This window comes from Citrobacter sp. RHBSTW-00881, assembly GCF_013728515.1.
In the GTDB taxonomy this organism is placed as follows: Bacteria; Pseudomonadota; Gammaproteobacteria; order Enterobacterales; family Enterobacteriaceae; genus Citrobacter; species Citrobacter braakii.
In genome coordinates this window covers 87,473-100,011 of the sequence record NZ_CP056270.1, presented here as the reverse complement: position 1 = coordinate 100,011, position 12,539 = coordinate 87,473, and the positions used below count along the sequence as shown (strand labels likewise).

Here is a 12,539-nt window from a genome sequence, read left to right as displayed (position 1 = left end):
CCATCAGCGGGCTCTTTTACCAAAAATGTCCTCTGAACGTGACTGAAGCTGTTTGAGTGCTTCGAGCATGTCATCATTATCCAGTGAGCGCTGGGATTTCTTCCCTTCCTGCTTTGGCCGTCGTCGGGAAGGGCCATCTCCAGCGGGAATTGACTGAGAGCGCGTGTTATCCCGCTTGCTCTGCACCAGACTGATAAACTCCAGGGTTCGGCCAAGACGCTTGTTATCGACAATCGCGCCCTGGTCGATTTCTGACAGTCGGTCGTAGGTAGAGTAGGGAAGTAGCGTACCGTTCAGGCGCAGCTCTTTTCTGCCATCAGGATAGTGATACACATCGATATATTTACCTATTGCACGGCGACTCAGTTCGCTGTCTTCAATCAGGTACAACATTTTATCATATTGTATCGTCAACGATTTTGAGACTTTACGTTTTTCACGAACAGTGAAAATAAGCCCCAGGTCCTCATCATGTTCTACAGCACGGTGTACGTCAAAATCATGTCGCGGTACTTTGCCAAAACGGCGGTTATAGTCAGCCATATAGGCCTCAGCGAAGTCATTTGCAGCCTCCATTGAACAAATGCCCTGTAACCGCAGCTCTTTGACCAGACGATCCTGTAAAGTGAGGTGAGCTCGTTCTACACGCCCTTTGGCGGGACTGGTTTCTGCACAGATAGTCTGGATGTTCAGTTCATGCATGGCTCGCCCAAACTGAGTATGCCCGTCTCCGCCTGTGGCGTGTTTATTGTTAACACGAAAAACACCGGCTTTATCGCTGTACAGTGCCAGCGGTTTACCATGCTTATCGATATAGCGCCGCGTGGCTTCGAAGTAAGAAAACGTGGACTCCGATTTAACAAACAACAGTTCCATCAGTTTGCTGGTTGCATCATCAACATAGACCAGCGCGGTGCAGGCCGGGCCACGGCCTTCAAACCAGTCGTGATCACAGCCATCTATTTGTATCAGCTCACCAGTACACGGACGCCGGTACCGTGGTTGAGGGATCCTTGCGGCACGTTGTTTACGGGGAACCCATAAGCCAGCCCGCACCATGATGCGCCGGACAGTTTCTTTGCCAAGAAACAGTCCGTGGAGTTCTTCGAGCTTTTCACGCGCCAGAGTCGGACCGAAATCAGCATAACGCGTCTTGATCAGTTCCAGAGCCTGATCTGCGAGCCCGGGTGGCAACTGGCGGTTACCACGCATGCCACATCGTCTGCTGGCCATACCAAGCGGTCCGCCTTCACGGTAACGGGCAAGAAGTCTGCGGCATTGCCTGTCGCTGATACCGAGGTGCTCGGCCGCACGGCGCGTTGTGATGCGACGTTCAATGACGTCCTGTATAATCTTGATCCGGTTGATCTCTTTCAAAGTAAACACTCCTGAGCTTTCTGCGCTCATGATATGCCTCCCGGTAGTTTAAACGGACCAGTGAAGCTTACCATAGCGCGGACATCTGAATTGAGCCACAGGCGGACATTACTATTGAGCCATTACAATCTATGTCAAGGCTCAATTGAAATGTCCGTTATCCAGCTCAATTAAAATGACCACTTTGATCTCTCATTCTCTTTACTGATAGACTTTCCTCCGACTGAAACAACAGGATGATTGAGCCCATGCTTCGATACGAGTTAACGCCGAACAATGCAGGTTTTATACTGTGGGGAGATTCAGAAGCCCTGAATGAATTACATGAACTCATTCATTACATCGTGGATGAAAGCCCACTGATTAAAGTTAAAGACGGATTTATGTTATCCCTTGCCTATGATATTCGTAAAGCACGGGAAGGTAATCGTCGTGTTGAGCAACATCAGTATGATCAACATGATACATATAAGCTTTATGGTGTTGAGCTTTTATGGCCTCTGGTCCTGGTACAGTCCTCAATACTCAGAAACTCAATGGGTTATATTCAGACAGACAAAAACCAGCTGTCTGTCATGTATGCCTTTGAATACCTGATAGAATCAGCATTAACAGAGTCTGAGAGAACAACGTCGAATGATATTATGCTAACAGTAAAATATGCATCAGACTCTGATTTTAATTTCATTGAGGATAATATTGACAGCAGGTGCTGCTATTTTATCAGCCTATCTCCGGAGCAAAGAAAAAAGCAGTTAATCAGTATTGTTCGTTCTTTTCATTCATTATGGGGTAAGTATGCCCGTGAAAAGCAGGACATAAAGATGCTGAACGAAATGAATAATACATCATGGGTCTGGCCGGACAATATCAACTGGTGAGCAACCACTGTCCGGCCAGTGAGTACCATCAGCGGGCTCTTTTACCAAAAATGTCCTCTGAACGTGACTGAAGCTGTTTGAGTGCTTCGAGCATGTCATCATTATCCAGTGAGCGCTGGGATTTCTTCCCTTCCTGCTTTGGCCGTCGTCGGGAAGGGCCATCTCCAGCGGGAATTGACTGAGAGCGCGTGTTATCCCGCTTGCTCTGCACCAGACTGATAAACTCCAGGGTTCGGCCAAGACGCTTGTTATCGACAATCGCGCCCTGGTCGATTTCTGACAGTCGGTCGTAGGTAGAGTAGGGAAGTAGCGTACCGTTCAGGCGCAGCTCTTTTCTGCCATCAGGATAGTGATACACATCGATATATTTACCTATTGCACGGCGACTCAGTTCGCTGTCTTCAATCAGGTACAACATTTTATCATATTGTATCGTCAACGATTTTGAGACTTTACGTTTTTCACGAACAGTGAAAATAAGCCCCAGGTCCTCATCATGTTCTACAGCACGGTGTACGTCAAAATCATGTCGCGGTACTTTGCCAAAACGGCGGTTATAGTCAGCCATATAGGCCTCAGCGAAGTCATTTGCAGCCTCCATTGAACAAATGCCCTGTAACCGCAGCTCTTTGACCAGACGATCCTGTAAAGTGAGGTGAGCTCGTTCTACACGCCCTTTGGCGGGACTGGTTTCTGCACAGATAGTCTGGATGTTCAGTTCATGCATGGCTCGCCCAAACTGAGTATGCCCGTCTCCGCCTGTGGCGTGTTTATTGTTAACACGAAAAACACCGGCTTTATCGCTGTACAGTGCCAGCGGTTTACCATGCTTATCGATATAGCGCCGCGTGGCTTCGAAGTAAGAAAACGTGGACTCCGATTTAACAAACAACAGTTCCATCAGTTTGCTGGTTGCATCATCAACATAGACCAGCGCGGTGCAGGCCGGGCCACGGCCTTCAAACCAGTCGTGATCACAGCCATCTATTTGTATCAGCTCACCAGTACACGGACGCCGGTACCGTGGTTGAGGGATCCTTGCGGCACGTTGTTTACGGGGAACCCATAAGCCAGCCCGCACCATGATGCGCCGGACAGTTTCTTTGCCAAGAAACAGTCCGTGGAGTTCTTCGAGCTTTTCACGCGCCAGAGTCGGACCGAAATCAGCATAACGCGTCTTGATCAGTTCCAGAGCCTGATCTGCGAGCCCGGGTGGCAACTGGCGGTTACCACGCATGCCACATCGTCTGCTGGCCATACCAAGCGGTCCGCCTTCACGGTAACGGGCAAGAAGTCTGCGGCATTGCCTGTCGCTGATACCGAGGTGCTCGGCCGCACGGCGCGTTGTGATGCGACGTTCAATGACGTCCTGTATAATCTTGATCCGGTTGATCTCTTTCAAAGTAAACACTCCTGAGCTTTCTGCGCTCATGATATGCCTCCCGGTAGTTTAAACGGACCAGTGAAGCTTACCATAGCGCGGACATCTGAATTGAGCCACAGGCGGACATTACTATTGAGCCATTACAATCTATGTCAAGGCTCAATTGAAATGTCCGTTATCCAGCTCAATTAAAATGACCACTTTGATCTCTCATTCTCTTTACTGATAGACTTTCCTCCGACTGAAACAACAGGATGATTGAGCCCATGCTTCGATACGAGTTAACGCCGAACAATGCAGGTTTTATACTGTGGGGAGATTCAGAAGCCCTGAATGAATTACATGAACTCATTCATTACATCGTGGATGAAAGCCCACTGATTAAAGTTAAAGACGGATTTATGTTATCCCTTGCCTATGATATTCGTAAAGCACGGGAAGGTAATCGTCGTGTTGAGCAACATCAGTATGATCAACATGATACATATAAGCTTTATGGTGTTGAGCTTTTATGGCCTCTGGTCCTGGTACAGTCCTCAATACTCAGAAACTCAATGGGTTATATTCAGACAGACAAAAACCAGCTGTCTGTCATGTATGCCTTTGAATACCTGATAGAATCAGCATTAACAGAGTCTGAGAGAACAACGTCGAATGATATTATGCTAACAGTAAAATATGCATCAGACTCTGATTTTAATTTCATTGAGGATAATATTGACAGCAGGTGCTGCTATTTTATCAGCCTATCTCCGGAGCAAAGAAAAAAGCAGTTAATCAGTATTGTTCGTTCTTTTCATTCATTATGGGGTAAGTATGCCCGTGAAAAGCAGGACATAAAGATGCTGAACGAAATGAATAATACATCATGGGTCTGGCCGGACAATATCAACTGGTGAGCAACCACTGTCCGGCCAGTGAGTACCATCAGCGGGCTCTTTTACCAAAAATGTCCTCTGAACGTGACTGAAGCTGTTTGAGTGCTTCGAGCATGTCATCATTATCCAGTGAGCGCTGGGATTTCTTCCCTTCCTGCTTTGGCCGTCGTCGGGAAGGGCCATCTCCAGCGGGAATTGACTGAGAGCGCGTGTTATCCCGCTTGCTCTGCACCAGACTGATAAACTCCAGGGTTCGGCCAAGACGCTTGTTATCGACAATCGCGCCCTGGTCGATTTCTGACAGTCGGTCGTAGGTAGAGTAGGGAAGTAGCGTACCGTTCAGGCGCAGCTCTTTTCTGCCATCAGGATAGTGATACACATCGATATATTTACCTATTGCACGGCGACTCAGTTCGCTGTCTTCAATCAGGTACAACATTTTATCATATTGTATCGTCAACGATTTTGAGACTTTACGTTTTTCACGAACAGTGAAAATAAGCCCCAGGTCCTCATCATGTTCTACAGCACGGTGTACGTCAAAATCATGTCGCGGTACTTTGCCAAAACGGCGGTTATAGTCAGCCATATAGGCCTCAGCGAAGTCATTTGCAGCCTCCATTGAACAAATGCCCTGTAACCGCAGCTCTTTGACCAGACGATCCTGTAAAGTGAGGTGAGCTCGTTCTACACGCCCTTTGGCGGGACTGGTTTCTGCACAGATAGTCTGGATGTTCAGTTCATGCATGGCTCGCCCAAACTGAGTATGCCCGTCTCCGCCTGTGGCGTGTTTATTGTTAACACGAAAAACACCGGCTTTATCGCTGTACAGTGCCAGCGGTTTACCATGCTTATCGATATAGCGCCGCGTGGCTTCGAAGTAAGAAAACGTGGACTCCGATTTAACAAACAACAGTTCCATCAGTTTGCTGGTTGCATCATCAACATAGACCAGCGCGGTGCAGGCCGGGCCACGGCCTTCAAACCAGTCGTGATCACAGCCATCTATTTGTATCAGCTCACCAGTACACGGACGCCGGTACCGTGGTTGAGGGATCCTTGCGGCACGTTGTTTACGGGGAACCCATAAGCCAGCCCGCACCATGATGCGCCGGACAGTTTCTTTGCCAAGAAACAGTCCGTGGAGTTCTTCGAGCTTTTCACGCGCCAGAGTCGGACCGAAATCAGCATAACGCGTCTTGATCAGTTCCAGAGCCTGATCTGCGAGCCCGGGTGGCAACTGGCGGTTACCACGCATGCCACATCGTCTGCTGGCCATACCAAGCGGTCCGCCTTCACGGTAACGGGCAAGAAGTCTGCGGCATTGCCTGTCGCTGATACCGAGGTGCTCGGCCGCACGGCGCGTTGTGATGCGACGTTCAATGACGTCCTGTATAATCTTGATCCGGTTGATCTCTTTCAAAGTAAACACTCCTGAGCTTTCTGCGCTCATGATATGCCTCCCGGTAGTTTAAACGGACCAGTGAAGCTTACCATAGCGCGGACATCTGAATTGAGCCACAGGCGGACATTACTATTGAGCCATTACAATCTAAGTGCGCATAATGAACCTTATGTTGAATTATGGTTAAGTAGTCGATTTTATGGTTGGAAGTGCCTGTTTGCAGTAAAATGCAGTTCATTACCTTTAACCACTGGAACTAGACATGGCTAATGAAGATCTCCCCTCTGGGTGCAAACGCTGTAAAGGATGCAATCAGGTTAAACCCTTCGAAGAATTCGGTAAGGAACTTAAGGGTAAGTTTGGCCTTAAAAGTAAATGCAAGTTGTGCATTAGCGATAAAAACAGAAATTATGCTGCCGGTTCCGGTGCAGGTGTAAAACTCCAAAACAATAAAAAATACCAGACCGAGCATAAGAGTGAACTGGCAGAAAAGATGAGAGTAAGACGGGCAAAGAAAAAATTTGGAGATAACTATGAAGCATATCTAGCATCTTTAGAAAGGATTAAAAACCTCTGATAATTACATAACAACCTTAGTCAATAAGACACAAAGATTATGTATTGTTGCTTTTATTTCAAAGCATCAACTTTATTGAAAAGTTACGCTATACACTGTGCAATTTATTATGCTGATTTAATTTGGTGATTATATGAGTTGTCATGACAGAGACATCAATAAGATCCTTCAATCATTCACTCACTTAATGGTTGAAGCAAAAAAAAGCATCTTTCATTCAAAATCAATGAAGGTTCAAGGTCTTCAGTTAGTAGATGAGTTATACATCCGTGCCCGGACGGGAAAAATGTCATACCTCGGTTCGTCGGTACTGGTAGTCGCAACCATTTCAGTGAAGACCCAGGCAAAGGATTTTTCAGACAGTTACTCTCGAAATTAAAAGAAGCAGCTGAGACAAATAACTACATCTTAAAGGTTGAGAATGTCATCAGCACCGAACTTAGGGAGTTTCTTATCAGAGAGGGTTTTTCATTTCCTGGTGAACGGTGGATGTGCGGTTCCGGCTACTGGGCTCCATCATCACTTAGGCTTAATGACCAATTAAGCACCCTCCCCGTCTAATATGAGGCCGTAAATGTTCATAACCCCTGAAGTTGCTTATGTCTGCGAGCTGTTACATAAATATGATGTACTTCCACTCGAATGTGATGGTCATACTATGGTTGTAAGTTGCCTGCTAGATAGATTCTGTATACCGCACCAGCGCATCGTTGGAGAAGTAACGTTGGCTGGAACTGGCCAGATAATTCGACCTCATCTGTGGATAGAGTATGACGAATACATAATAGATTACCGCCTCCGCATGTGGGCAAGGAAAACCGAAGATAATGTTAGTCTAGTGCCTCATGGCATCTTTATCGAAGATAAAAGTCAGGCAATTTACACTGCTCAAAGAATTGCAAATAAAGCCATGATATCAGACTCGATAATTGATTTTATGACAGATGGGTTATGGACTAAGATTCTCCTAGAAATCCCTGGTAAAAAAAGAATTACATAAAGCAGGAGGATTAAGTTTGTTCATAAAGTTTTTCTTCACTGACACTCAAAGCAAAGATGTCTTTTTCCAAGCACCAATCTTAGAAAATATTTGCTTTTCTACTGACTCAAGTTGGTTCATTAAAAGATGATAGTTGAATCGCCACGGATAATCTAGACACTTCCGAGCCGTTGATAATACTGGTTTTCATATTCTGTCGGTGAAATCTGATCGCTAGAACCATGCCGACGCTTACTGTTATAAAACATTTCGATGTAATCAAAAATATCGCTGCGGGCTTCTTCCCGCGTTCCGTAGATCTTTTTCTTTATCCGTTCGCGTTTCAACAATTGGAAAAAGCTTTCTGCAACCGCATTATCATGGCAGTTACCGCGACGGCTCATGCTGCCCTCCAGGCCGTGTGATTTCAGGAACGACTGCCACTCATGGCTTGTGTACTGACTGCCCTGATCCGAATGAACCAGCACCTGTTTTTGGGGATTACGCCGCCATACAGCCATCAGCAGTGCGTTCAGGACAATGTCCTTTGCCATCCGGGATTGCATGGACCAGCCGATAATTTTGCGTGAGAACAGATCAACAACCACGGCAAGATACAGCCAGCCTTCGTGGGTTCTGAGTAGAGTAAGAGGCAGGGCGTAGTCGGACTATTTCCCTGCCTCTCCTCCCCGAACCGGACGTGCACCTTTCAGCGCATCCGGCTCTCCATTTAAATGCTGGCGAACGCCATTGCCACTTCTGTAAAGCGCGATGTATACGTGTTTCTGGTCTCCGTCCTCAGATAGGGATTACCTTCGGGTAGCCGCCAGCGGAACAGCTTCTTGCCTTGCCCCACCAACCGGTACAGTATTTCGCCGCTGAGCTTGCCGTGATTGGTTTTACCAAATAAAACCCACGTTTTGCTCTGACCCGGTTTCGGTGATTTACACCACCACCTCATCAGGGAAGCGATACCTGTACGGTATTTGCGGGCCAGCCAGTGAGCCAGCTTCCAGAACACGACACGGTCGATATAACTGAAGACTTTGGCCTTAAAATCAACGAACTGATAGAACATGGCCCAGCCTTTCAGTTTTCGGTTGAGTTGTTCAGCCATATCGACTTTGCTTTCACTGTAGTTGCCTGATAACAGTGCTGTCAGCGATGCGGCGAAGTTTCTGGCTTTCTCCTGCGGGATCGTTGAGACCACTCGCATCTCGCCATAACGACTGCGTTTGCGAATGATCCTGTGCCCCAGAAAGATAAAGCCGTCATTAACATGGGTGATTTTAGTCTTATCCATGTTCAGCCTGAGTTTCAGACTGCCTTCGAGCACACCCCGACACTCCTCCCTGATGGCTTCCGCCTGTGCTTTGGTGCCTTTGACGATGAGGACAAAATCATCGGCATAGCGGCAGTACGCCACCGCGGGTTTCCACTGCCAGTTTTCTCTGACCGCCGTACTTCGGCCCCGTTGGATACTGTTATTCCAGTACCACCGATCTTTTCTGGCTTTCCCGCTCAGGTAGCGCTCATGCAGGTATTGATCGAACTCATTCAGCATGATGTTCGATAATAGCGGCGATATAACACCGCCCTGTGGTACACCTTCACTGGCCGCCCGAAAGAGACCGACATCGATATGTCCCGCCTTGATGGTTTTCCACAGCAGAGTCATGAAACGTGCGTCACTGATCCTGCGGCGTACAGCCTTCATCAGCAGTCGATGATGTACGGTGTCGAAGTAACTGGACAGGTCGCCTTCAATCACCCAGCGTCCCCGGGTTTCACCACAGTCTGTGAGCTGTAATTTCACCGTGCGGATCGCGTGGTGGACACTGCGCTCAGGCCGGAAGCCATATGAGAGCGTATGAAAATCACTCTCCCATATCGGCTCCATCGCCATCAGCATGGCCCGCTGAACAATACGATCCCGCAACGCGGGGATACCCAGTGGTCGCAGTTTGCCGTTGCTTTTAGGGATGTAAACCCGTCTGGCGGGCAAGGGCTGGTAGTGGCCTGAGAGTAATTCATCCCTGAGGATTTGCAGCTCAACAGCCAGTCTGGCCTGTAGCATTGTTTTGTTCACGCCATCAACGCCGGGGGTATGGGCCCCCTTTGATGAAAGCGTGATCCGCGCCGCTTCAGCCAGCCATTCTGGTTGTGTTATCAGACGCAGCAGCCGTTGAATCCGTAGGGACGGATCGGTGGCTGCCCATGTGGCAAGCTTGCGTTGCATTTCGCTGATTATCAAAGGTCTTCACCTCGTTAGGTCAGTTAATTCACGTCGCAAACACATTCAAACTGCTTCCCTTCGCCATGTAATGGGCTTTCCCCATCGCGGACTACTACGGAAGCTCCGCCAGCCAGCGCGTCATCGGAGCCATGCCCCCTTAACATCCGTCGCTGACCTTCCCCGGTTTACCTGCCTGGACTCAGGCATACTGAGGAGGCTGCCCGTCGCACTCTTTATCCTTGCTTGCCGCAAGTTGGCAGAAGTCAGCAACGCAAGCGTGATAGACGCTGCTGCCCCGGTGTTTCGCATACATGTCAAAACACCTTCGACCGGCAGTGCTTACGTATCACTGCCAGTTCCTCCTGCACGGCCTGTCAGATCACGTAGGCCGTGGTGACGTTTTCAACCCACAGAGGCGGATTAACGGGTTCATGTTCTTCAGCCTTTCAGTACTTAACCTTGAGGATCATCTCGGCTTAGTGATCTCGCCTCAATCCCCGTTGTCAGCGGGTTACATCACCCTGCGGGCATGCCGCAGGTCACTGCCGCTCAGGTTCTCCACCGTCACACCCGGTGGGATTGTTGGGTTTCTCATCGTGAGTTACCGGTTCAATATTCCAGACAGACTCGCGGTTCATTTAAGCATCCATGCCCGCCCTGAACTCCGGGCACACTGTAGGTTATATCCGTTACCCAACGCTCATTCGGAGCATCCGGATTGAACTGTCGCTGGAGCCTGTTGGGCGACACGATACTGGCCTCGCCTTTACGTGCCCGCGGGCTCCGGTATCCGACCTGAGCCTTTATCCCGACACGTTTCATCAGTCGCCAGACTCTGTTCACTCCGCACTGTTGCCCGCTGTCCCGCAGATCCAGATGGATTTTACGATAACCATAGACGCATCCCGATTCCAGCCAGAACTGTTTAATCTGTCCTGTCAGTCTCAGGTCTGCCTGATGGCGTTGTGAATGCGGCTGCTGAAGCCAGGCGTAAAAACCACTGGGATGAACATCCAGCACCCGACAGAGCAGGCGAACAGGCCAGCAACAGGTGTTGTCACGGATAAAGGCGTACCTCAGTCGGACAGCTTTGCGAAGTACGCCGCTGTAGATTCAATCTGTCAATGCAACACCCCTTTCAATTATCTCTTTCGGTGTTTTGAACTTCAGTGTCTTTCTCGGTCTGTTGTTTAGCTGAGCAGCAACCAGATCTAGTTCATGTTGAGTATATTGGGCAAGACATGTCTTTTTAGGAAAGTACTGCCGAATTAGCCCATTTGTGTTCTCATTTGTTCCCCGCTGCCAAGGACTCTGAGGATCGCAGAAGTAAACTTTAACGCCGGTGCTGACAGTAAATTCTAGATGTCTGGCCAGTTCCATTCCTCTGTCCCATGTCAGTGATTTTCTGAGTTCTGACGGTAAACTCAGGAATTTGTCGGTAAGAGCCTGATTTACTGAGACAGAATCTTTGCCCCTGAGTCTAAGGATGATCGTATAACGTGATTTTCGGTCTACAAGTGTGGCTATATGAGAGTTTTTTGTACCTGAGACTAAATCGCCCTCCCAATGCCCCAGAGAGCGTCTGTTATCGATATTTCGGGAACGTTCGTGAATTGGTGTTCCGTTCACTATGTTAATCGTACCTCTTTCGCCTTTGCGGGTATGACGCCTGCCATGGCGAAGGCTATGCGACCGTCGCAGATGCTGTATATTCAGGTGGTGTAGCGCTTCACGGCTACGAAAGTACAGCGTTTTATAAATTGTCTCAGGTGATATTCGCAGCGTTTTTTGACGTGGTTTTGTTCGCCTTAACCATCCTGATATTTGCTCTGGAGACCATTTCATCTCCAGCTTTTCCAGAACAAGCTTTCGCAATGGTAAATTTTGATCCAGTAAGCACGGTTTTGGCCTTTTCGCCATTCTGTTGGCTCGGTTATTAGCATCAACAGCTTTGTAATAGCGTCTGCCCCGATTACGCTGAACTTCACGTGAGATCGTCGAAGGACTGCGATTCAGCGCAGTAGCTATCGCACGAATGCTCATTTTGGCTGACAAACCAGCTCGTATCTCCTCGCGCTCAGACAGTGTCAGGTGAGCTACAGCCCGCTTACGCTCATGGGGTTTTATGCCGCCAGTATCCCTTAACATAGTGAAGATCGTTCCGGGTTTTGAACCCAGGATATTCGCTATTTCACTGAAGCCTGTTCCGTTCTTCCATAGTTCAAAAACAGAGGCTTTTTCCTCTGCTGTAAATGTTCGTCTCATTCAAAAAACCTCCGCAACCCCATGTTTTCACATAACTGTTGCGTTGACCAATTGAATCTACAGCGGCTTTTTTTAATATGTCCCGTTCGTCGGTAACCCGTTTCAGCTCTTTCTGGAGACGGCGGATCTCGGCCTGAACATCTGACTGTTCTTTATTAGTGGAAGAATCCGGACCGTACTTCTTTATCCAGGCGTAAAGGCTGTGGGTGGTGATATCGAGACGTGTTGCAACGCTGGCAACAGAATAACCGCGATCAACAACCTGTTTGACTGCTTCAATTTTAAACTCTTCGGGATAACGCTTACTGCTCATGGGCACCTCTCTTTAAGCCATCTTAAATGACTCTGAGGTGTCTGTTAAACCCGTGGCGATTCAAGTCAGGAGTCTCAGCTCCAATGTTCCCTTCCCACTTTAGAATCAATTCACTTACCTTCCCTTTTAATGTTGCAAGGAGAACAAGCTGTTTCTTCGCGAATACAATCTCTTCCTGATGTATGTTTTTCTTTGCCATTGTAGTGTAGGTTCCATATCCATGTTGATTTATGTTAAGGATTAC

General features: G+C 48.1%; 9 protein-coding genes and 3 pseudogenes. 4 read left to right on the top strand and 8 right to left on the bottom strand.

All coding sequences use genetic code 11. The features are described from left to right. Nucleotides 1-3: 3 nt before the first annotated feature. Nucleotides 4-1,407 (bottom strand): ISNCY-like element ISKpn21 family transposase, encoded by a 1,404-nt coding sequence (locus HV311_RS25580; RefSeq protein ID WP_001567368.1) that lies wholly within the window; start codon nucleotides 1,405-1,407, stop codon nucleotides 4-6. Between the two features lie 218 nt (nucleotides 1,408-1,625). Here HV311_RS25580 and HV311_RS25575 point away from each other — a divergent pair, with 218 nt between their 5' ends. Continuing rightward, nucleotides 1,626-2,258 carry a DUF6904 family protein gene (locus HV311_RS25575; protein WP_001567369.1) on the top strand — a complete coding sequence of 211 codons (633 nt, stop codon included), beginning with the start codon at nucleotides 1,626-1,628 and terminating at the stop codon, nucleotides 2,256-2,258. Between the two features lie 28 nt (nucleotides 2,259-2,286). On the opposite strand, the gene HV311_RS25570 is transcribed toward HV311_RS25575, so the two are convergent. After that, nucleotides 2,287-3,690 (bottom strand): ISNCY-like element ISKpn21 family transposase, encoded by a 1,404-nt coding sequence (locus tag HV311_RS25570; RefSeq protein ID WP_001567368.1) that lies wholly within the window; start codon nucleotides 3,688-3,690, stop codon nucleotides 2,287-2,289. Nucleotides 3,691-3,908: 218 nt separating this feature from the next. Between HV311_RS25570 and HV311_RS25565 the strand changes: the two genes are divergently transcribed. Further along, the gene (locus tag HV311_RS25565) at nucleotides 3,909-4,541 is read left to right on the top strand and encodes a DUF6904 family protein (protein WP_001567369.1); all 633 of its coding nucleotides are present in this window, start codon (nucleotides 3,909-3,911) and stop codon (nucleotides 4,539-4,541) included. Nucleotides 4,542-4,569: 28 nt separating this feature from the next. Here HV311_RS25565 and HV311_RS25560 read toward each other — a convergent pair whose 3' ends face one another. Further along, complete coding sequence (locus HV311_RS25560) at nucleotides 4,570-5,973, bottom strand: ISNCY-like element ISKpn21 family transposase (RefSeq protein ID WP_001567368.1); 1,404 nt, start codon at nucleotides 5,971-5,973, stop codon at nucleotides 4,570-4,572. Nucleotides 5,974-6,187: 214 nt separating this feature from the next. On the opposite strand from HV311_RS25560, the gene HV311_RS25555 reads away from it, so the two are divergent. Continuing rightward, nucleotides 6,188-6,502, top strand: a complete 315-nt coding sequence (locus HV311_RS25555) for a hypothetical protein (RefSeq protein ID WP_009652923.1) — start codon at nucleotides 6,188-6,190, stop codon at nucleotides 6,500-6,502. Nucleotides 6,503-7,076: 574 nt separating this feature from the next. Beyond that, nucleotides 7,077-7,502, top strand: coding sequence for a hypothetical protein (locus HV311_RS25550; RefSeq protein WP_016241518.1), 426 nt, complete (start codon nucleotides 7,077-7,079; stop codon nucleotides 7,500-7,502). Nucleotides 7,503-7,654: 152 nt separating this feature from the next. Here the strand turns inward: HV311_RS25550 and HV311_RS25545 are convergent. From HV311_RS25545 to HV311_RS25525, 5 genes and pseudogenes are all read right to left on the bottom strand, one after another. Next, nucleotides 7,655-8,131, bottom strand: a pseudogene (locus HV311_RS25545) (IS3 family transposase); the annotation flags it as partial. Nucleotides 8,132-8,211: 80 nt separating this feature from the next. Beyond that, entirely contained in the window at nucleotides 8,212-9,720 is a 1,509-nt protein-coding gene (gene ltrA, locus HV311_RS25540) for a group II intron reverse transcriptase/maturase (protein WP_001189111.1), read from the bottom strand. 672 nt (nucleotides 9,721-10,392) lie between these two features. Beyond that, nucleotides 10,393-10,821: pseudogene (locus HV311_RS25535) on the bottom strand (IS3 family transposase); the annotation flags it as partial. Between the two features lie 9 nt (nucleotides 10,822-10,830). Continuing rightward, on the bottom strand, nucleotides 10,831-11,982 hold the full coding sequence (locus HV311_RS25530; protein ID WP_001254932.1) for an IS30-like element IS30 family transposase: 1,152 nt from the start codon (nucleotides 11,980-11,982) through the stop codon (nucleotides 10,831-10,833). A 64-nt stretch (nucleotides 11,983-12,046) separates the two neighbouring features. Then, a pseudogene (locus HV311_RS25525) lies at nucleotides 12,047-12,295 on the bottom strand (transposase); the annotation flags it as partial. Between the last annotated feature and the right edge of the window lie 244 nt (nucleotides 12,296-12,539).